Source organism: Shigella sp. SIG3, from assembly GCF_053555855.1.
Genome location: NZ_JBQZXE010000018.1, coordinates 13708 through 34276, shown reverse-complemented (window position 1 = coordinate 34276; position 20569 = coordinate 13708). Strand labels below are relative to the sequence as shown.

General features: G+C 51.6%; 16 protein-coding genes, 4 tRNA genes and 3 pseudogenes. 10 read left to right on the top strand and 13 right to left on the bottom strand.

The features are described 5' to 3' along the window. Positions 1 to 3: 3 nt before the first annotated feature. The 10 genes and pseudogenes from nrdF to emrB all read left to right on the top strand — a co-directional run bounded on the left by nrdF (position 4) and on the right by emrB (position 10659). A complete protein-coding gene (gene nrdF, locus ACUU1I_RS06030) occupies positions 4 to 963 on the top strand; it encodes a class 1b ribonucleoside-diphosphate reductase subunit beta (RefSeq protein ID WP_000777973.1) in 960 nt (319 codons plus the stop codon). Positions 964 to 1317: 354 nt separating this feature from the next. Continuing rightward, positions 1318 to 2520, top strand: coding sequence for a glycine betaine/L-proline ABC transporter ATP-binding protein ProV (gene proV / locus ACUU1I_RS06025; protein ID WP_000985494.1), 1203 nt, complete (start codon positions 1318 to 1320; stop codon positions 2518 to 2520). After that, entirely contained in the window at positions 2513 to 3577 is a 1065-nt protein-coding gene (proW, locus tag ACUU1I_RS06020; RefSeq protein WP_000774983.1) for a glycine betaine/L-proline ABC transporter permease ProW, read from the top strand. The genes proV and proW overlap by 8 nt, the downstream gene beginning before the upstream one ends. Before the next feature lie 57 nt (positions 3578 to 3634). Continuing rightward, positions 3635 to 4627, top strand: a complete 993-nt coding sequence (proX, locus tag ACUU1I_RS06015) for a glycine betaine/L-proline ABC transporter substrate-binding protein ProX (RefSeq protein ID WP_001216527.1) — start codon at positions 3635 to 3637, stop codon at positions 4625 to 4627. A gap of 191 nt (positions 4628 to 4818) precedes the next feature. Then, a pseudogene (locus ACUU1I_RS06010) lies at positions 4819 to 5998 on the top strand (MFS transporter). Between the two features lie 123 nt (positions 5999 to 6121). Continuing rightward, positions 6122 to 6859: an L-valine exporter subunit YgaZ gene (ygaZ, locus tag ACUU1I_RS06005; protein WP_000445658.1), complete on the top strand. Its 738-nt coding sequence runs from the start codon at positions 6122 to 6124 to the stop codon at positions 6857 to 6859. After that, a complete protein-coding gene (gene ygaH, locus ACUU1I_RS06000) occupies positions 6849 to 7184 on the top strand; it encodes an L-valine transporter subunit YgaH (RefSeq protein ID WP_000119749.1) in 336 nt (111 codons plus the stop codon). The genes ygaZ and ygaH overlap by 11 nt, the downstream gene beginning before the upstream one ends. Before the next feature lie 90 nt (positions 7185 to 7274). Beyond that, complete coding sequence (gene emrR, locus ACUU1I_RS05995) at positions 7275 to 7805, top strand: multidrug efflux transporter EmrAB transcriptional repressor EmrR (protein WP_000378442.1); 531 nt, start codon at positions 7275 to 7277, stop codon at positions 7803 to 7805. A 126-nt stretch (positions 7806 to 7931) separates the two neighbouring features. Continuing rightward, positions 7932 to 9104: pseudogene (emrA, locus tag ACUU1I_RS05990) on the top strand (multidrug efflux MFS transporter periplasmic adaptor subunit EmrA). A 16-nt stretch (positions 9105 to 9120) separates the two neighbouring features. Then, the gene (emrB, locus tag ACUU1I_RS05985) at positions 9121 to 10659 is read left to right on the top strand and encodes a multidrug efflux MFS transporter permease subunit EmrB (RefSeq protein WP_001336193.1); all 1539 of its coding nucleotides are present in this window, start codon (positions 9121 to 9123) and stop codon (positions 10657 to 10659) included. A gap of 63 nt (positions 10660 to 10722) precedes the next feature. Here the strand turns inward: emrB and luxS are convergent, their stop codons facing one another. The 13 genes and pseudogenes from luxS to pncC form a co-directional block, all read right to left on the bottom strand. Further along, positions 10723 to 11238, bottom strand: coding sequence for an S-ribosylhomocysteine lyase (luxS, locus tag ACUU1I_RS05980; protein ID WP_001130211.1), 516 nt, complete (start codon positions 11236 to 11238; stop codon positions 10723 to 10725). A gap of 149 nt (positions 11239 to 11387) precedes the next feature. Continuing rightward, the gene (gene gshA, locus ACUU1I_RS05975; RefSeq protein WP_000611797.1) at positions 11388 to 12944 is read right to left on the bottom strand and encodes a glutamate--cysteine ligase; all 1557 of its coding nucleotides are present in this window, start codon (positions 12942 to 12944) and stop codon (positions 11388 to 11390) included. Between the two features lie 72 nt (positions 12945 to 13016). Further along, positions 13017 to 13445 (bottom strand): annotated as a pseudogene (locus ACUU1I_RS05970) (YqaA family protein). Beyond that, entirely contained in the window at positions 13442 to 14008 is a 567-nt protein-coding gene (gene yqaB, locus ACUU1I_RS05965; protein WP_000273292.1) for a fructose-1-phosphate/6-phosphogluconate phosphatase, read from the bottom strand. Before yqaB ends, ACUU1I_RS05970 begins: the two are co-directional and overlap by 4 nt. A 147-nt stretch (positions 14009 to 14155) precedes the next feature. After that, positions 14156 to 14232 (bottom strand) — tRNA-Arg (locus ACUU1I_RS05960). A 64-nt stretch (positions 14233 to 14296) separates the two neighbouring features. Further along, positions 14297 to 14373: transfer RNA gene (locus ACUU1I_RS05955), tRNA-Arg, on the bottom strand. A 64-nt stretch (positions 14374 to 14437) separates the two neighbouring features. After that, positions 14438 to 14514, bottom strand: a tRNA-Arg gene (locus tag ACUU1I_RS05950). Between the two features lie 3 nt (positions 14515 to 14517). Continuing rightward, positions 14518 to 14610, bottom strand: a tRNA-Ser gene (locus ACUU1I_RS05945). Positions 14611 to 14925: 315 nt separating this feature from the next. Continuing rightward, complete coding sequence (gene csrA / locus ACUU1I_RS05940) at positions 14926 to 15111, bottom strand: carbon storage regulator CsrA (protein WP_000906486.1); 186 nt, start codon at positions 15109 to 15111, stop codon at positions 14926 to 14928. Between the two features lie 234 nt (positions 15112 to 15345). Beyond that, entirely contained in the window at positions 15346 to 17976 is a 2631-nt protein-coding gene (alaS, locus tag ACUU1I_RS05935) for an alanine--tRNA ligase (RefSeq protein ID WP_000047164.1), read from the bottom strand. A gap of 127 nt (positions 17977 to 18103) precedes the next feature. Then, the gene (gene recX, locus ACUU1I_RS05930; protein ID WP_000140506.1) at positions 18104 to 18604 is read right to left on the bottom strand and encodes a recombination regulator RecX; all 501 of its coding nucleotides are present in this window, start codon (positions 18602 to 18604) and stop codon (positions 18104 to 18106) included. A gap of 242 nt (positions 18605 to 18846) precedes the next feature. Next, positions 18847 to 19908, bottom strand: a complete 1062-nt coding sequence (recA, locus tag ACUU1I_RS05925; RefSeq protein WP_000963143.1) for a recombinase RecA — start codon at positions 19906 to 19908, stop codon at positions 18847 to 18849. 79 nt (positions 19909 to 19987) lie between these two features. Next, positions 19988 to 20485, bottom strand: coding sequence for a nicotinamide-nucleotide amidase (gene pncC, locus ACUU1I_RS05920; protein WP_000132232.1), 498 nt, complete (start codon positions 20483 to 20485; stop codon positions 19988 to 19990). Positions 20486 to 20569 lie beyond the last annotated feature (84 nt).

The following is a 20569-nucleotide window of genomic DNA, read 5'->3' as shown; positions in this document are numbered from 1 at the left end:
TCTATGAAACTCTCACGTATCAGCGCCATCAACTGGAACAAGATATCTGACGATAAAGATCTGGAGGTGTGGAATCGCCTGACCAGCAATTTCTGGCTACCAGAAAAGGTGCCGCTGTCGAACGATATTCCCGCCTGGCAGACATTAACTGTCGTAGAACAACAACTGACGATGCGCGTTTTTACTGGCCTGACGCTGCTCGACACGCTGCAAAATGTTATCGGCGCGCCTTCGCTGATGCCCGATGCGCTCACGCCTCATGAAGAGGCGGTATTATCGAATATCAGCTTTATGGAAGCGGTTCATGCCCGCTCTTACAGTTCGATTTTCTCGACGCTGTGCCAGACCAAAGATGTCGATGCCGCCTACGCCTGGAGTGAAGAAAACGCACCGTTGCAGCGAAAAGCTCAGATTATTCAGCAACATTATCGCGGTGATGATCCGCTGAAAAAGAAAATCGCCAGTGTGTTTCTTGAATCTTTTTTGTTCTATTCCGGTTTCTGGCTGCCGATGTATTTTTCCAGCCGCGGAAAGCTGACCAATACCGCGGACCTGATCCGTCTGATTATCCGCGATGAAGCAGTCCACGGTTACTACATAGGCTATAAATATCAGAAAAACATGGAAAAGATATCTCTGGGACAACGTGAAGAGTTGAAGAGTTTCGCCTTCGATTTGTTGCTGGAACTCTACGACAACGAGTTGCAATACACCGATGAGCTGTACGCCGAAACCCCGTGGGCTGACGATGTGAAAGCGTTTCTCTGTTACAACACCAATAAGGCTTTGATGAATCTGGGCTACGAACCGTTATTTCCCGCAGAAATGGCGGAAGTGAATCCGGCAATCCTCGCCGCGCTTTCGCCGAATGCCGATGAAAATCACGATTTCTTTTCCGGTTCAGGCTCCTCTTATGTGATGGGGAAAGCGGTTGAAACAGAAGATGAAGACTGGAATTTCTGAGGGTGTTATTTTCAAAAATATCACTACCCGCAGCAGGGAAATAATTCCCGCCAAATAGCTTTTTATCACGCAAATATTCTGTAGTGATCTACACTGATACTCTGTTGCATTATTCGCCTGAAACTACAATATTCAGGCGTTTTTTCGCTATCTATGACAAAAAATATCAACTTTTCTCGATTTGCTCTCAGCCCTTATATCACGGAAAATTCCGGCGATTTGCTCGCATCAATATTCATGCCACATTTGCCCTCAGGGGTTGCCTCAGATTCTCAGTATGTTAGGGTAGAAAAAAGTGACTATTCCCATTGGGTAATATATCGACATAAACAAATAAAGGAATCATTCTATTGCATGGCCATTAAATTAGAAATTAAAAATCTTTATAAAATATTTGGTGAGCATCCACAGCGAGCGTTCAAATATATCGAACAAGGACTTTCAAAAGAACAAATTCTGGAAAAAACTGGGCTATCGCTTGGCGTAAAAGACGCCAGTCTGGCCATTGAAGAAGGCGAGATATTTGTCATCATGGGATTATCCGGCTCGGGTAAATCCACAATGGTACGCCTTCTCAATCGCCTGATTGAACCCACCCGCGGGCAAGTGCTGATTGATGGTGTGGATATTGCCAAAATATCCGACGCCGAACTCCGTGAGGTGCGCAGAAAAAAGATTGCGATGGTCTTCCAGTCCTTTGCCTTAATGCCGCATATGACCGTGCTGGACAATACTGCGTTCGGTATGGAATTGGCCGGAATTAATGCCGAAGAACGCCGGGAAAAAGCCCTTGATGCACTGCGTCAGGTCGGGCTGGAAAATTATGCCCACAGCTACCCGGATGAACTCTCTGGCGGGATGCGTCAACGTGTGGGATTAGCCCGCGCGTTAGCGATTAATCCGGATATATTATTAATGGACGAAGCCTTCTCGGCGCTCGATCCATTAATTCGCACCGAGATGCAGGATGAGCTGGTAAAATTACAGGCGAAACATCAGCGCACCATTGTCTTTATTTCCCACGATCTTGATGAAGCCATGCGTATTGGCGACCGAATTGCCATTATGCAAAATGGTGAAGTGGTACAGGTCGGCACACCGGATGAAATTCTCAATAATCCGGCGAATGATTATGTCCGTACCTTCTTCCGTGGCGTTGATATTAGTCAGGTGTTCAGTGCGAAAGATATTGCCCGCCGGACACCGAATGGCTTAATTCGTAAAACTCCTGGCTTCGGCCCACGTTCGGCACTGAAATTATTGCAGGATGAAGATCGCGAATATGGCTACGTTATCGAACGCGGTAATAAGTTTGTCGGCGCAGTCTCCATCGATTCGCTTAAAACCGCGTTAACGCAGCAGCAAGGTCTTGATGCGGCGCTGATTGATGCGCCGTTAGCAGTCGATGCACAAACGCCTCTTAGCGAGTTGCTCTCTCATGTCGGACAGGCACCCTGTGCGGTGCCCGTGGTCGACGAGGACCAACAGTATGTCGGCATCATTTCGAAAGGAATGCTGCTGCGCGCTTTAGATCGTGAGGGGGTAAATAATGGCTGATCAAAATAATCCGTGGGATACCACGCCAGCGGCGGACAGTGCCGCGCAATCCGCAGACGCCTGGGGGACACCGACGACTGCACCGGCTGACGGCGGTGGTGCTGACTGGCTGACCAGTACGCCTGCGCCAAACGTCGAGCATTTTAATATTCTCGATCCGTTCCATAAAACGCTGATCCCGCTCGACAGTTGGGTCACTGAAGGGATCGACTGGGTTGTTACCCATTTCCGTCCCGTCTTCCAGGGCGTGCGCGTTCCGGTTGATTATATCCTCAACGGTTTCCAGCAATTGCTGCTGGGTATGCCAGCGCCAGTGGCGATTATCGTTTTCGCTCTCATCGCCTGGCAGATTTCCGGGGTCGGAATGGGCGTGGCGACGCTGGTCTCGCTGATTGCCATCGGCGCAATCGGTGCCTGTTCGCAGGCAATGGTGACTCTGGCGCTGGTGTTAACTGCCCTGCTGTTCTGTATCGTCATCGGTTTGCCGTTGGGGATATGGCTGGCGAGAAGTCCGCGAGCGGCGAAAATTATTCGTCCACTGCTTGATGCCATGCAGACCACGCCAGCGTTTGTTTATCTGGTGCCAATCGTCATGCTATTTGGTATCGGTAACGTGCCGGGCGTGGTGGTGACGATCATCTTTGCGCTGCCGCCGATTATCCGTCTGACCATTCTGGGGATTAACCAGGTTCCGGCGGATCTGATTGAAGCCTCGCGCTCATTCGGTGCCAGCCCGCGCCAGATGCTGTTCAAAGTTCAGTTACCGCTGGCGATGCCGACCATTATGGCGGGCGTTAACCAGACGCTGATGCTGGCCCTTTCTATGGTGGTCATTGCCTCGATGATTGCCGTCGGCGGGCTGGGTCAGATGGTACTTCGCGGTATCGGTCGTCTGGATATGGGGCTTGCCACCGTTGGCGGCGTCGGGATTGTGATCCTCGCCATTATCCTCGATCGCCTGACGCAGGCCGTTGGGCGCGACTCACGCAGTCGCGGCAACCGTCGCTGGTACACCACTGGCCCTGTTGGTCTGCTGACCCGCCCATTCATTAAGTAACTCTGCACTTGCCCGGTGACGCCGGGCATTATCACCCTGCCAAAAAAAGGAATAACAATGCGACATAGCGTACTTTTTGCGACAGCGTTTGCCACGCTTATCTCTACACAAACTTTTGCTGCCGATCTGCCGGGCAAAGGCATTACTGTTAATCCAGTTCAGAGCACCATCACTGAAGAAACCTTCCAGACGCTGCTGGTCAGTCGTGCGCTGGAGAAATTAGGTTATACCGTCAACAAACCCAGCGAAGTGGATTACAACGTTGGCTACACCTCGCTTGCTTCCGGCGATGCAACCTTCACCGCCGTGAACTGGACGCCACTCCATGACAACATGTACGAAGCTGCCGGTGGCGATAAGAAATTTTATCGTGAAGGGGTATTTGTTAACGGCGCAGCACAGGGTTACCTGATCGATAAGAAAACCGCCGACCAATACAAAATCACCAACATCGCACAACTGAAAGATCCGAAGATCGCCAAACTGTTCGATACCAACGGCGACGGTAAAGCGGATTTAACCGGTTGTAACCCTGGCTGGGGCTGCGAAGGTGCGATCAACCACCAGCTTGCCGCGTATGAACTGACCAACACCGTGACGCATAATCAGGGGAACTACGCAGCGATGATGGCCGACACCATCAGTCGCTACAAAGAGGGCAAACCGGTGTTTTATTACACCTGGACGCCGTACTGGGTGAGTAATGAGCTGAAGCCAGGGAAAGATGTGGTCTGGTTGCAGGTGCCGTTCTCCGCACTGCCGGGCGATAAAAATGCCGATACCAAACTGCCGAATGGCGCGAATTACGGCTTCCCGGTCAGCACCATGCATATCGTTGCCAACAAAGCCTGGACCGAGAAAAATCCGGCGGCAGCCAAACTGTTTGCCATTATGCAGTTGCCAGTGGCCGATATTAACGCCCAGAACGCCATTATGCATGACGGCAAAGCCTCAGAAGGCGATATTCAGGGCCACGTTGATGGCTGGATCAAAGCCCACCAGCAGCAGTTCGATGGCTGGGTGAATGAGGCGCTGGCAGCGCAGAAGTAATTTTTATTCGGGCGGATAAGGCGTTTTCGCCTCATCCGCCGCTCTGTACACAATGCCTGATGCGACGCTGACGCGTCCTATCATGCCTACAAACCACATCGCACATTTCAACAAGCTATCTTTCATCCCATATTCATCAACATCCGCTATTATTGATTTCCAGCTTAATCATCACCTGATGAACAAAAATAATGACTAAACCTAATCATGAGCTTAGCCCGGCGCTGATCGTGCTGATGTCTATCACCACCGGTCTGGCGGTAGCCAGTAACTATTACGCCCAGCCATTGCTCGACACCATCGCGCGTAACTTTTCCCTTTCCGCCAGTTCGGCAGGCTTTATTGTTACCGCCGCGCAGTTGGGCTATGCCGCAGGTCTACTGTTTCTTGTTCCCCTCGGTGATATGTTTGAACGCCGCCGCCTGATTGTCTCGATGACCTTACTGGCAGCGGGCGGTATGTTAATCACTGCCAGCAGTCAGTCACTGGCGATGATGATCCTCGGTACGGCATTAACCGGTTTATTCTCAGTCGTGGCACAAATTCTGGTTCCGCTGGCAGCGACGCTGGCTTCACCGGATAAACGCGGCAAAGTGGTTGGCACCATTATGAGCGGTCTGCTGTTGGGGATATTGCTGGCACGAACCGTTGCCGGGTTACTGGCAAACCTCGGCGGCTGGCGCACCGTCTTTTGGGTTGCTTCGGTGTTAATGGCACTGATGGCGCTGGCATTATGGCGTGGTCTGCCACAAATGAAATCAGAAACCCACCTCAACTACCCACAGTTGTTGGGTTCCGTTTTCAGCATGTTCATCAGCGATAAGATCCTGCGCACCCGCGCGTTGCTGGGCTGCATGACCTTTGCCAACTTCAGCATTCTCTGGACCTCAATGGCCTTTTTGCTTGCCGCTCCACCTTTTAACTACAGCGATGGTGACATTGGTCTGTTTGGGCTTGCGGGAGCTGCCGGAGCGTTGGGCGCTCGTCCGGCGGGCGGTTTTGCCGACAAGGGCAAATCGCACCACAACTTTCGGTCTGCTTCTGCTGTTACTTTCATGGCTGGCAATCTGGTTTGGTCACACTTCCGTACTGGCGTTGATTATCGGCATTCTGGTGCTGGACCTCACCGTACAGGGCGTGCATATCACTAACCAGACGGTAATTTATCGAATACATCCTGATGCGCGTAATCGCCTGACCGCAGGTTACATGACCAGCTACTTTATTGGCGGTGCCGCCGGTTCGCTAATTTCAGCCTCAGCCTGGCAACATGGCGGTTGGGCTGGCGTTTGTCTGGCTGGCGCGACGATTGCCCTGGTTAACTTACTGGTCTGGTGGCGAGGTTTTCATCGTCAGGAAGCCGCAAATTAAGCAATCAGCAACCGTTTTCGTGGCTTTACACTTATAAGGGTGTTAAGAAGCCCATCAGTCTGATAAGGTTAAGATATTCATTCAGTCTATTTATAATATTAACAATCGTTAAGCGTACACTCTATGGAAAGCCCTACTCCACAGCCTGCTCCTGGTTCGGCGACCTTCATGGAAGGATGCAAAGACAGTTTACCGATTGTTATTAGTTATATTCCGGTGGCCTTTGCGTTCGGTCTGAATGCGACCCGTCTGGGATTCTCTCCTCTCGAAAGCGTTTTTTTCTCCTGCATCATTTATGCAGGCGCGAGCCAGTTCGTCATTACCGCGATGCTGGCAGCCGGGAGTAGTTTGTGGGTTGCTGCACTGACCGTCATGGCAATGGATGTTCGCCATGTTTTGTATGGCCCGTCACTGCGTAGCCGTATTATTCAGCGTCTGCAAAAATCGAAAACTGCCCTATGGGCGTTTGGCCTGACGGATGAGGTTTTTGCCGCCGCCACCGCAAAACTGGTACGCAATAATCGCCGCTGGAGCGAGAACTGGATGATCGGCATTGCCTTCAGTTCATGGTCATCGTGGGTATTTGGTACGGTAATAGGGGCATTCTCCGGCAGCGGCTTGCTGCAAGGTTATCCCGCCGTTGAAGCTGCATTAGGTTTTATGCTTCCGGCACTCTTTATGAGTTTCCTGCTCGCCTCTTTCCAGCGCAAACAATCTCTTTGCGTTACCGCAGCTTTAGTTGGTGCCCTTGCAGGCGTAACGCTATTTTCTATTCCCGTCGCCATTCTGGCAGGCATTGTCTGTGGCTGCCTCACTGCGTTAATCCAGGCATTCTGGCAAGGAGCGCCCGATGAGCTATGAGGTTCTGCTGCTTGGGTTACTGGTTGGCGCGGCGAATTATTGCTTCCGCTATTTGCCGCTGCGCCTGCGTGTGGGTAATGCCCGCCCAACCAAACGTGGCGCGGTAGGTATTTTGCTCGACACCATTGGCATCGCCTCGATATGCGCTCTGCTGGTTGTCTCTACCGCACCAGAAGTGATGCACGATACACGCCGTTTCGTGCCCACGCTGGTCGGCTTCGCGGTACTGGGTGCCAGTTTCTATAAAACACGCAGCATTATCATCCCAACACTGCTTAGTGCGCTGGCCTATGGGCTCGCCTGGAAAGTGATGGCGATTATATAACCCACAAGAATCATTTTTCTAAAACAATACATTTACTTTATTTGTCACTGTCGTTACTATATCGGCTGAAATTAATGAGGTCATACCCAAATGGATAGTTCGTTTACGCCCATTGAACAAATGCTAAAATTTCGCGCCAGCCGCCACGAAGATTTTCCTTATCAGGAGATCCTTCTGACTCGTCTTTGCATGCACATGCAAAGCAAGCTGCTGGAGAACCGCAATAAAATGCTGAAGGCTCAGGGGATTAACGAGACGTTGTTTATGGCGTTGATTACGCTGGAGTCTCAGGAAAACCACAGTATTCAGCCTTCTGAATTAAGTTGTGCTCTTGGATCATCCCGTACCAACGCGACGCGTATTGCCGATGAACTGGAAAAACGCGGTTGGATCGAACGTCGTGAAAGCGATAACGATCGCCGCTGCCTGCATCTGCAATTAACGGAAAAAGGTCACGAGTTTTTGCGCGAGGTTTTACCACCGCAGCATAACTGCCTGCATCAACTCTGGTCCGCGCTCAGCACAACAGAAAAAGATCAGCTCGAGCAAATCACCCGCAAATTGCTCTCCCGTCTCGACCAGATGGAACAAGACGGTGTGGTTCTCGAAGCGATGAGCTAACGCGTCATCTCGCTCAAAAATCCAGATTTATAAAAGAAAAAATGACCGGCCAGCATCGCAACATGCTGGCCTTTTTGGCAAGCAGGTCGGCTCAGCCGATGAGTTAAGAAGATCGTGGAGAACAATATGAGCGCAAATGCGGAGACTCAAACCCCGCAGCAACCGGTAAAGAAGAGCGGCAAACGTAAGCGTCTGCTCCTCCTTCTCACCTTGCTCTTTATAATTATTGCCGTAGCGATAGGGATTTATTGGTTTTTGGTACTGCGTCATTTCGAAGAAACCGATGACGCATACGTGGCAGGGAATCAGATTCAAATTATGTCTCAGGTGTCTGGCAGCGTGACGAAAGTCTGGGCCGATAACACCGATTTTGTAAAAGAAGGCGATGTTCTGGTCACTCTCGACCCGACAGATGCTCGCCAGGCGTTTGAAAAAGCCAAAACTGCACTGGCTTCCAGCGTTCGCCAAACCCACCAGCTGATGATTAACAGCAAACAGTTGCAGGCGAATATTGAGGTGCAAAAAATCGCCCTCGCGAAAGCACAAAGCGACTACAACCGCCGTGTGCCGCTGGGCAATGCCAACCTGATTGGTCGCGAAGAGCTGCAACACGCCCGCGACGCCGTCACCAGTGCCCAGGCGCAACTGGACGTCGCTATTCAACAATACAATGCCAATCAGGCGATGATTCTGGGGACTAAACTGGAAGATCAGCCTGCCGTGCAACAGGCTGCCACCGAAGTACGTAACGCCTAGCTGGCGCTGGAGCGTACCCGTATTGTCAGTCCGATGACCGGTTATGTTTCCCGTCGTGCCGTGCAACCGGGTGCGCAAATTAGCCCAACGACGCCGCTGATGGCGGTCGTTCCAGCCACCAATATGTGGGTGGATGCCAACTTTAAAGAGACGCAGATTGCCAATATGCGCATCGGTCAGCCGGTCACCATCACCACCGATATTTACGGCGATGATGTGAAATACACCGGTAAAGTGGTTGGTCTGGATATGGGCACAGGTAGCGCGTTCTCACTGCTTCCGGCGCAAAATGCGACCGGTAACTGGATCAAAGTCGTTCAGCGTCTACCTGTGCGTATCGAACTGGACCAGAAACAGCTGGAGCAATACCCGCTGCGCATTGGTTTGTCCACGCTGGTGAGCGTCAATACCACTAACCGTGACGGTCAGGTACTGGCAAATAAAGTACGTTCAACACCGGTCGCGGTAAGTACCGCGCGTGAAATCAGCCTAGCACCTGTCAATAAACTGATCGACGATATCGTAAAAGCTAACGCTGGCTAATCCAGAGGTGCGTGTGATGCAACAGCAAAAACCGCTGGAAGGCGCGCAACTGGTCATTATGACGATTGCGCTGTCACTGGCGACATTCATGCAGGTGCTGGACTCCACCATTGCTAACGTGGCGATCCCCACTATCGCCGGGAATCTGGGCTCATCGCTCAGCCAAGGAACGTGGGTAATCACTTCTTTCGGGGTGGCGAATGCCATCTCGATCCCGCTTACCGGCTGGCTGGCAAAGCGCGTCGGGGAAGTGAAACTGTTCCTTTGGTCCACCATCGCCTTTGCTATTGCGTCGTGGGCGTGTGGTGTCTCCAGCAGCCTGAATATGCTGATCTTCTTCCGCGTGATTCAGGGGATTGTCGCCGGGCCGTTGATCCCGCTTTCGCAAAGTCTATTGCTGAATAACTACCCGCCAGCCAAACGCTCGATCGCGCTGGCGTTGTGGTCGATGACGGTGATTGTCGCGCCAATTTGCGGCCCGATCCTCGGCGGTTATATCAGCGATAATTACCACTGGGGCTGGATATTCTTCATCAACGTGCCGATTGGCGTGGCGGTGGTGTTGATGACACTGCAAACTCTGCGCGGACGTGAAACCCGCACCGAACGGCGGCGGATTGATGCCGTGGGGCTGGCACTGCTGGTTATTGGTATCGGCAGCCTGCAGATTATGCTCGACCGCGGTAAAGAGCTGGACTGTTTTTCATCACAGGAAATTATCATTCTTACCGTGGTGGCGGTGGTGGCTATCTGCTTCCTGATTGTCTGGGAGCTGACCGACGATAACCCGATAGTCGATCTGTCGTTGTTTAAGTCGCGCAACTTCACCATCGGCTGCTTGTGTATCAGCCTCGCGTATATGCTCTACTTCGGCGCTATTGTTCTGCTGCCGCAGTTGTTGCAGGAGGTCTACGGTTACACGGCGACCTGGGCAGGTTTGGCCTCTGCGCCGGTAGGGATTATTCCGGTGATTCTGTCGCCGATTATCGGCCGCTTCGCGCATAAACTGGATATGCGGCGGCTGGTAACCTTCAGCTTTATTATGTATGCCGTCTGCTTCTACTGGCGTGCCTATACCTTTGAACCAGGTATGGATTTTGGCGCGTCGGCCTGGCCGCAGTTTATCCAGGGGTTTGCGGTGGCCTGCTTCTTTATGCCGCTGACCACCATTACGCTGTCTGGTTTGCCACCGGAACGACTGGCGGCGGCATCGAGCCTCTCTAACTTTACGCGAACGCTGGCGGGGTCTATCGGCACGTCGATAACCACGACCATGTGGACCAACCGCGAGTCGATGCACCATGCGCAGTTGACTGAGTCGGTAAACCCGTTCAACCCGAATGCCCAGGCGATGTACAGTCAACTGGAAGGGCTTGGGATGACGCAACAGCAGGCATCAGGCTGGATTGCCCAGCAGATCACCAATCAGGGGCTGATTATTTCCGCCAATGAGATCTTCTGGATGTCAGCCGGGATATTCCTCGTACTGCTGGGGCTGGTGTGGTTTGCTAAACCGCCATTTGGCGCAGGTGGCGGCGGAGGCGGTGCGCACTAAGTACAACTAAGCCAGTTCATTTGAACTGGCTTTTTTCAATTAATTGTGAAGATAGTTTACTGACTAGATGTGCAGTTCCTGCAACTTCTCTTTCGGCAGTGCCAGTTCTTCGTTGCTGTTGATGCGTACGTCACGTTCCAGAATGCTACGCGCAATATCCTGCGCTTCCTGCAACGAGTGCATCTGGTAAGTGCCACACTGGTAGACGTTCAGTTCCGGGATCTGATTCTGATCCTGCACTTTCAGCACGTCTTCCATTGCCGCTTTCCAGGCATCAGCAACACGCTGCTCATCTGGCGTACCAATCAGACTCATATAAAAACCGGTGCGGCAGCCCATTGGCGAGATATCGATAATCTCTACACCATTACCGTTAAGATGGTTACGCATAAAACCAGCAAACAGGTGCTCCAGGGTATGGATCCCTCTTTCTGGCATCACTTCTTTGTTCGGCACGCAGAAGCGCAGATCGAACACGGTGATTGCGTCGCCATGCGGGGTGTTCATTGTTTTCGCCACCCGAACTGCAGGCGCTTCCATCCGGGTATGATCGACTGTGAAGCTATCTAACAACGGCATTTAGCCACCTCCGGTAATTTTTTTAAAAATTTTCTGAACTCTTTCTTCCCAGGCGAGTCTGAGTATATGAAAGACGCGCATTTGTTATCATCATCCCTGAATTCAGAGATGAAATTTTGGCCACTCACGAGTGGCCTTTTTCTTTTCTGTCAGGCGTGTTTTTCCAGCCACACCGCAAACGGTTCGGTATCAGCGGTTTCCATTTCCTGCTGACGGCGTTCAGATGCCTCGCGCTCGGCTACAAAATCCTCTTCGCGCAGAATTTCCAGCGGCTCTTCACGCAGCAGATTACGGTAGGCTTCTGCAAACGCTTTGCCTGTTCCGCCAATACCAGTATCAATCATAGACCTTAAGATACGGGCAGAGAAAGTCAGATCGGGATTATCGAAGCAGGCAACCAGTTCATCACACACTTTCTGATACGCTTCGCCGCCGTTAATGCTATCCAGCGTTTGCGCGACGCGTTTCAGATCGTGGAACAGATCTTTACCCACCTGCAGTAACGGGAACTGCGCGGTTTCGCAGCCGATACCCAGCGTCAGGCCCGGTTTGCGACCTTCAAGGATCACCCGGTTCCAGTTAACGCGCGTACAGGCAAGTTCGCTACTGCTCATTTCCGGTGCATCAGCCAGCGCACACCAGACCATAAACAGGTCGAGGAATCGCACCTGCTGTTCATCTACACCAATCGGCGAGAACGGGTTGATGTCCAGCGAACGCACTTCAATATATTCAATGCCGCCACGTAACAGCGCATCAGAAGGTGACTCGCCGCTGCGGGTAACGCGTTTTGGACGAATCGGCGCATACAGTTCGTTTTCAATCTGCAGCACGTTGCTATTGATTTGCAGCCTCTTACCGTCTTTCTCAATACCAATCTTCGCGTACTCTTCCGATGGCGTTTTGATTGCCTGTTTAAGGCCCGCTACGTACTCGTAAAGATCGTTGAAGGTAATACCAAGATTGCTTTGCGATTTATTGGTATAGCCGAGATCGCTCAAACGAAGAGAGGTCGCATACGGCAGGTAATACATACCGCACTCGGTTTTCTCAAACGGCAGCGACGTTGGTTTTCCTTGCAGGAAAGAAGAACAAATCGCCGGAGATGCACCAAACAGATAAGGAATGACCCAACCGAAACGATAGTAATTGCGGATAACGCGGAAATAGCCCGCAGAAATTTTCTCTTTGGCATCAGCGCCCGAGATATCACCGCACTTCGCTTGCCAGAATGCCATTGGCAAAGAGAAATTGTAGTGCACGCCGGAAATGGTTTGCATCAGCGCGCCGTAGCGATTTTTCAGCCCTTCACGATACAGCGTTTTAAAGCGTCCGGTGTTAGAAGTGCCGTACTGTGCCAGTTCGATGTCCTGACCTTCTGCGATGTAGCATGGCATACTTAACGGCCACATCCGCTCATCGCCCATATTGCGCGCCGTATAACGATGCAGATCGCGCATAAAGGTCAGCATATGTTCAATATCACCATCCACTGGTGTAATGAATTCCAGCAATGCTTCCGCAAAATCGGTAGTAATCCATTTGTGCGTCAGTGCGGAACCTAATGCTTCAGGATGACCTGTTGTTGCCAGTGTGCCATCAGCATTAACACGCAAAGTTTCGCGCTCCAGCCCACGCTGTATCCCCTTTAACGCCTGAGGATGTTTTTCCAGCCAGGCCAGCGCCTGTGATACGTCCGGGATCAAATTGACCTCCCGCCTGTCAAAATCGTTTTAATTAGCATAACTGTAATGGTGACCATATGTGCAGGCCTACAATTAGTGCCACCACATCATGCCCTGAACGGTCGCTGCTGCAACTGCAACATAGCGTAACGCTTTACCAAGGCACAAAAAAAAGATTACTGGCCCCCAGGAGATGCGCATCCATCCCGCTAACAGACACAGTAAATCGCCAACCACGGGCATCCAGCTTAATAATAGCGTGACTGCACCATAGCGTTTCAGCCAGCCGGTAGCTTTCTCTTGCCAGCGCGATGTTTTACGCAATGGAAAGAAACGCCCAAGGATAACGTTAGTTAACCCTCCAAGGCTATTACCCATTGTTGCTGTTAAAACTAAAACCTAGGGATGACTGATCCCGGAAAGCAACATTGCCACCAGCACGACTTCGGAGTTGCCGGGTAATAGTGTAGCGCTGAGAAAACTACTGGCAAACAACGAGAAAAGCGATAACGCTTCACTCACAGCAAGCGAACATCCACAGCGTCCATGCCTGCTGCACGGGCCGCCTGAATACCGAAATCGGCATCTTCAAAGACCACACACTGCGTCGGTTGCACGCCCATACGCTGCGCGCACAACAAAAATGTGTCTGGCGCGGGTTTATGGTGTTTGACGTGATCAGCAGCGACGACGGCGTCAAAATAACGGCGTAATCCCAGGTGCGCCAGCAATGCCTCTGCGATGGCGCTTTCACTCCCCGTTCCTACAGCCATTGGGCGACGACCATGCCAACTTTTCACCACTTCAACAAGAGGAAGCGGCTCGACACTATCCAGCAGCATACTTCTTACTGCTTCTGTTTTTTCACGCGCTAACGCATGCGGGTCGAGATCGGCCTGATTCAGCTCAATAATTGCCTGAGCAATACGCCAGGTGGGCGATCCATTAAGCGCAATCATCGCCTGAATATCGTACTGAAGACCGTAGTGCCCTAATACTTCGCGCCACGCTTTACGGTGCGTAGGCTCCGTATCCAGGATTGTGCCATCCATATCAAAAATTAAACCTGCATAACGCTCGTACATGGTCTTCTCGCAAGTCGAAAAATATGACGCTACTTTAGCGTAATTGCTTGATTTTGTCGCTGATGGCGAAGGAGAAGAAAATTCAGGAAATGGATAAAGTAGTTATTTAGAAATGAGATATTTTTGAAGGAAATTTTTTGGAGAATATGGTGCATCCGGGAGGATTCGAACCTCCGACCGCTCGGTTCGTAGCCGAGTACTCTATCCAGCTGAGCTACGGATGCATCGGGAAACTTACTTTACTGCAGATTTTTTGATACCGCTACTAAAGCCGTATCAAGTAAGAGATGGTGCATCCGGGAGGATTCGAACCTCCGACCGCTCGGTTCGTAGCCGAGTACTCTATCCAGCTGAGCTACGGATGCATCGGGAAACTTACTTTACTGCAGATTTTTTGATACCGCTACTAAAGCCGTATCAAGTAAGAGATGGTGCATCCGGGAGGATTCGAACCTCCGACCGTTCGGTTCGTAGCCGAGTACTCTATCCAGCTGAGCTACGGATGCAAATGGCGGTGAGGCGGGGATTCGAACCCCGGATGCAGCTTTTGACCGCATACTCCCTTAGCAGGGGAGCGCCTTCAGCCTCTCGGCCACCTCACCACACGCCTCTTACGAGTGCTTCGAAGAACTTGTTTATCGCTCATCGTCGCTGCGTGGCGCACATATTACTTTCTGAGACTTATAAGTCAAACAATTTTTCCCACACTTTTATCGTTTGCACACTTCACGCTCAATTAGTCTGTAAAAACGTCAAAAAGAGTGTTTTATCTACAGAAAAACGGAGGTCTGGCAGATAGCAGTAATGCAAAAAAATGGAGACTTAAGTTGAATGAACGGGAGTAAAGCGAAAAGACTATAGAGTGAAGGAGAAATTTTGAGGGTGCGTCTCACCGATAAAGATGAGACGCGGAAAGATTAGTAACTGGACTGCTGGGATTTTTCAGCCTGGATACGCTGGTAGATCTCTTCACGGTGAACAGAAACTTCCTTCGGGGCATTTACGCCAATACGTACCTGGTTGCCCTTTACCCCTAAAACTGTCACGGTGACCTCATCCCCAATCATGAGGGTCTCACCAACTCGACGAGTCAGAATCAGCATTCTTTGCTCCTTGAAAGATTAAAAGAGTCGGGTCTCTCTGTATCCCGGCATTATCCATCATATAACGCCAAAAAGTAAGCAACGACAAACACATTACATGTAAGCAGTCATGGCATTACATTCTGTTAAACCTAAGTTTAGCCGATATACACAACTTCAACCTGACTTTATCGTTGTCGATAGCGTTAATGCGAATGCCGTGAAGCGAGTCCACGGCATTGCCTGACGCTTATATTATTGCAATTTCGCGCTGACCCAGCCTTTCACACTGGCTAACGCTGCAGGTAAGGCCGCAGCATCCGTACCACCGGCTTGCGCCATGTCAGGACGTCCACCACCCTTGCCGCCCACCTGCTGAGCGACCATACCAATCAGTTCCCCTGCTTTCACACGATCTGTGACGTCCTTAGATACGCCTGCAATCAGAGAAACCTTACCTTCGGCTACCGTTGCCAGCACGATAATTGTCGACCCCAGCTGATTTTTTAAATCGTCAACCATGGTACGCAACATTTTCGGCTCAACACCGCTAAGCTCGCTAACCAACAGCTTAACACCATTAACATCAATTGCCTTACTGGAAAGATTTGCGCTCTCCTGTGCGGCAGCTTGTTCTTTAAGCTGTTGTAGTTCTTTTTCTAACTGACGCGTACGTTCCAGTACTGAGCGCACTTTATCCGCCAGATTATTGCTATCGCCTTTCAGCAGATGCGCGACTTCGCTTAAGCGATCGCTGTCTGCATGAACGGTGGTGATAGCGCCTTCTCCGGTTACCGCTTCGATACGACGAACGCCTGCAGCAGTACCCGATTCAGAGATGATGCGGAACAGACCAATATCACCAGTGCGGCTGGCGTGAGTACCGCCACACAGCTCGGTGGAGAAATCGCCCATGCTCAGCACGCGTACACGCTCATCATACTTCTCGCCGAACAGCGCCATCGCACCTTTCGCTTTCGCCGCTTCGAGATTCATGATGTTGGTTTCGATCGGCAAATTGCGACGAATCTGTGCGTTCACCAGGTCTTCGACCGCACGAATCTCTTCCGGTTTCATCGCTTCGTTGTGTGAGAAGTCGAAGCGCAGCACCTTGTCGTTAACCAGTGAACCTTTCTGCGATACATGAGTCCCCAGAACCTGGCGCAGCGCAGCGTGCATCAGGTGCGTTGCGGAGTGATTCAGACGAATACGGGCGCGACGAGCCTCATCAATATCAGCCTGCACAGCGTCGCCCACTTTCAGAGAACCCGCAGCAAGTTTACCGATGTGACCAATCGCCTGGCCGTATTTCTGCGTATCTTCCACCGCGAAGGAGAAGTTAGCGCCTTTCAGTTCGCCTTTATCACCAACCTGACCGCCGGATTCCGCATAGAATGGCGTTTGATCCAGCACGACCACAGCTTCCTGGCCTGCATTGATGGCATCAACCGCTTTACCATCAACAAACAGCGCGGTCACTTTGCCGTTCAGTTCCAGATGGTCATAGCCTTTAAATTCAGATGCACTATCAACACGGATCATTGCGTTGTAATCGGCACCAAAGCCGCTGGCTTCGCGCGCGCGACGACGCTGCTCTTCCATTGCTGCTTCAAAACCAGCTTCGTCAACTTTGATGTTGCGCTCACGACAAACATCAGCCGTCAGGTCAACCGGGAAGCCATAGGTGTCGTACAGACGGAAAGCCGTTTCACCATCCAGCGTATCACCAGAAAGTTTTGCCAGCTCTTCATCCAGCAACGCCAGACCGCGCTCCAGAGTACGGGCAAACTGCTCTTCTTCAGTCTTCAGCACCTGCTCAACCTGCGCCTGCTGGCGTTTCAGGTCTTCACCCGCAGAGCCCATAACGTCGATCAGCGGACCAACCAGTTTGTAGAAGAAGGTTTCTTTCGCGCCGAGCATATTGCCGTGACGCACTGCGCGACGAATGATACGACGCAGTACATAACCACGGTTTTCATTGGACGGCATTACGCCATCCGCGATCAGGAACGCACAAGAACGAATGTGGTCAGCGATTACGCGCAGCGATTTATTGCTCAGATCGGTCGCGCCAGTGACTTTCGCTACCGCCTGGATCAACGTGCGGAACAGGTCGATGTCATAGTTAGAGTTAACGTGTTGCAGCACCGCAGCAATACGCTCCAGACCCATACCGGTATCTACAGACGGCTTCGGCAGCGGTTCCATCGTGCCATCTGCCTGGCGGTTGAACTGCATGAAGACGATGTTCCAGATCTCAATGTAGCGGTCGCCGTCTTCTTCCGGACTTCCCGGAGGGCCACCCCAAATGTGGTCGCCGTGATCGTAGAAGATTTCGGTGCACGGGCCGCACGGACCAGTGTCACCCATCTGCCAGAAGTTGTCAGATGCGTATGGCGCACCTTTGTTATCGCCGATGCGAATAATACGTTCGCGCGGGATCCCGACTTCTTTTTCCCAGATTTCGTAGGCTTCGTCGTCGCTTTCATAGACGGTAACCCACAGACGCTCTTTCGGCAGGGCAAACCATTTTTCGCTGGTCAGCAGTTCCCATGCAAACTGAATGGCATCGTGTTTGAAATAGTCGCCGAAGCTGAAGTTGCCCAGCATTTCGAAGAAGGTATGGTGACGCGCGGTGTAACCGACGTTTTCCAGGTCGTTGTGTTTACCACCCGCACGCACGCAGCGTTGGGAAGTGGTAGCGCGGGAATAATTACGCTTGTCGAGCCCAAGGAACACATCCTTGAACTGGTTCATCCCGGCGTTGGTAAACAACAAAGTTGGGTCGTTATGGGGTACCAGGGAGCTGCTGGCAACTACCTGATGTCCCTTACTATGGAAAAAGTCGAGAAACGCCTGACGGATCTCAGCGGTGCTCTTGCTCATAATTATCCTGAAATCAAGCTAACGAAATATCGCCACCAGCTCCAGCGTGTCTTAACCGCCGGGCTGGTAACTGAAAAGTGGGAATAAGATAAGTTTTCTTGACTGGGAAGTAAAATACCGTATGCGTTCAGTCGGCAAAATTTCGCCAAATATCCTGGATATCTTCCATCAGATAGCCACGATAGAGCAGAAAACGCTGGATCTTAACTTTTTCTGAAAAGACAGTTGGCAAAGGTTCACCATATTTTCGCGTCGCCTGATCGCGCGCCAGTGCGCACCAGTCGATGTCACATTCACGCATCGCTTTTTCTGTCGCTTCGCGGGAAATACCTTTCTGATTCAGTTCCTGACGAATACGTGCAGGTCCATAACCTTTGCGGCTACGGCTGGCGATAAAGCGCGCAACAAATCGGCTGTCATCGAGATAGCCATGTTCATGGCACCAGGCAATAACGCGCTCGTAATCTTCTGCCGTAGCATCAATCTCTTCTGGGCCATTTTTGCCCATAATCGGTGCCGCGAGTTTACGTCGCAGTTCTTGCTCACTGTGATCGCGCACCGCCAGAATGCGTACCGCACGATCCAACAGGCGAGCATATGCCGGGCGACGGGATGTTGATTCTGTCATGGCATATCCTTACAACTTAAAAAAGCAAAAGGGCCGCAGATGCGACCCAGGTTTTGCTGATAAACAGATTTAATAGTCAATGAGTATGCAGAATGTTCCCGCAGGCCCAATTCGTTAGAGGATCGAGGTGAGAGTAATTTTTCACGCCAGTGCTGGCCTGTTCCCCTCACCCTAACCCTCTCCCCAAAGGGGCGAGGGGACCGTCCGTGCACACATTATCTATTATCATCAATAACGAACGATTAAAAATCTTCGTTAGTTTCTGCTACGCCTTCGCTGTCATCTACAGAGAAATCCGGCGTTGAGTTCGGGTTGCTCAGCAGCAACTCACGTACTTTCTTCTCGATCTCTTTCGCGGTTTCCGGGTTATCTTTCAGCCAGGCAGTTGCATTCGCTTTACCCTGACCGATCTTCTCACCTTTGTAGCTGTACCACGCGCCTGCTTTCTCGATCAGCTTCTCTTTTACGCCCAGGTCAACCAGTTCGCCGTAGAAGTTGATACCTTCGCCGTAGAGGATCTGAAATTCAGCCTGTTTAAACGGTGCAGCGATTTTGTTCTTCACCACTTTCACGCGGGTTTCGCTACCCACCACGTTTTCGCCCTCTTTCACCGCGCCGATACGACGGATGTCGAGACGAACAGAGGCGTAGAATTTCAGCGCGTTACCACCGGTAGTGGTTTCCGGGTTACCGAACATCACACCAATTTTCATACGGATCTGGTTGATGAAGATCAGCAGCGTGTTGGACTGCTTCAGGTTACCCGCCAGCTTACGCATCGCCTGGCTCATCATACGTGCCGCAAGGCCCATGTGAGAGTCGCCGATTTCGCCTTCGATTTCCGCTTTCGGCGTCAGTGCCGCCACGGAGTCAACGACGATAACGTCTACTGCGCCAGAACGCGCCAGGGCGTCACAGATTTCCAGTGCCTGCTCGCCGGTATCCGGCTGGGAGCACAGCAGGTTATCGATATCGACGCCCAGTTTACGTGCGTAGATTGGGTCCAGCGCGTGTTCAGCATCGATAAACGCACAGGTTTTACCTTCACGCTGCGCTGCGGCGATCACCTGCAGCGTCAGCGTGGTTTTACCGGAAGATTCCGGTCCGTAGATTTCGACGATACGGCCCATCGGCAGACCACCTGCCCCAAGCGCGATATCCAGTGAAAGCGAACCGGTAGAGATGGTTTCCACATCCATGGAACGGTCTTCACCCAGGCGCATGATGGAGCCTTTACCAAATTGTTTCTCAATCTGGCCCAGTGCTGCCGCCAACGCTTTCTGTTTGTTTTCGTCGATAGCCATTTTTACTCCTGTCATGCCGGGTAATACCGGATAGTCAATATGTTCTGTTGAAACAATTATACTGTATGCTCATACAGTATCAAGTGTTTTGTAGAAATTGTTGCCACAAGGTCTGCAATACATACGCAGTAGCCTGACGACGCACCGCATCACGGTCGCCGCTGAAGCATTCCCGCCGGGTAATGCCTTCACCGCGGGCAGTGGCAAAAGCAAACCAGACGGTGCCGACAGGCTTCTCTTCACTGCCGCCATCCGGCCCGGCGATACCACTAATAGACACGGCATAATCAGCACGAGCCGCTTTCAGTGCACCTATCGCCATTTCCACCACGACGGGTTCACTCACCGCGCCATGCTGCGCCAGCGTCTCTTCGCGTACGCCGATCATCTGCGCTTTGGCTTCGTTACTGTAGGTGACAAATCCGCGTTCAAACCAGGCGGAGCTACCGGCAATATCGGTAATCACTTTCGCTACCCAACCACCGGTACAAGACTCGGCAGTTGTTACGGTTGCGCCACGGGCTTTCAGCGCCTGCCCAACCTGTTCGCTTAACTGCATCAGTTCACTGTCAGTCATCACAACCTCTGTCAGTCAAAAATTTATGCCGGACAAGATAGCACTTTCGTCAGGAAGATGGTGTTGGCGTTGCAATTTTACGAG

Excerpts from the sequence above, each read along its gene's own strand:
- nrdF (WP_000777973.1), top strand. The coding sequence starts at position 4 with ATGAAACTCTCACGTATCAGCGCCATCAACTGGAACAAGATATCTGAC.
- proV (WP_000985494.1), top strand. The coding sequence starts at position 1,318 with ATGGCCATTAAATTAGAAATTAAAAATCTTTATAAAATATTTGGTGAG.
- proW (WP_000774983.1), top strand. The coding sequence starts at position 2,513 with ATGGCTGATCAAAATAATCCGTGGGATACCACGCCAGCGGCGGACAGT.
- proX (WP_001216527.1), top strand. The coding sequence starts at position 3,635 with ATGCGACATAGCGTACTTTTTGCGACAGCGTTTGCCACGCTTATCTCT.
- ygaZ (WP_000445658.1), top strand. The coding sequence starts at position 6,122 with ATGGAAAGCCCTACTCCACAGCCTGCTCCTGGTTCGGCGACCTTCATG.
- ygaH (WP_000119749.1), top strand. The coding sequence starts at position 6,849 with ATGAGCTATGAGGTTCTGCTGCTTGGGTTACTGGTTGGCGCGGCGAAT.
- emrR (WP_000378442.1), top strand. The coding sequence starts at position 7,275 with ATGGATAGTTCGTTTACGCCCATTGAACAAATGCTAAAATTTCGCGCC.
- emrB (WP_001336193.1), top strand. The coding sequence starts at position 9,121 with ATGCAACAGCAAAAACCGCTGGAAGGCGCGCAACTGGTCATTATGACG.
- luxS (WP_001130211.1), bottom strand. The coding sequence starts at position 11,238 with ATGCCGTTGTTAGATAGCTTCACAGTCGATCATACCCGGATGGAAGCG.
- yqaB (WP_000273292.1), bottom strand. The coding sequence starts at position 14,008 with ATGTACGAGCGTTATGCAGGTTTAATTTTTGATATGGATGGCACAATC.
- csrA (WP_000906486.1), bottom strand. The coding sequence starts at position 15,111 with ATGCTGATTCTGACTCGTCGAGTTGGTGAGACCCTCATGATTGGGGAT.
- alaS (WP_000047164.1), bottom strand. The coding sequence starts at position 17,976 with ATGAGCAAGAGCACCGCTGAGATCCGTCAGGCGTTTCTCGACTTTTTC.
- recX (WP_000140506.1), bottom strand. The coding sequence starts at position 18,604 with ATGACAGAATCAACATCCCGTCGCCCGGCATATGCTCGCCTGTTGGAT.
- recA (WP_000963143.1), bottom strand. The coding sequence starts at position 19,908 with ATGGCTATCGACGAAAACAAACAGAAAGCGTTGGCGGCAGCACTGGGC.
- pncC (WP_000132232.1), bottom strand. The coding sequence starts at position 20,485 with ATGACTGACAGTGAACTGATGCAGTTAAGCGAACAGGTTGGGCAGGCG.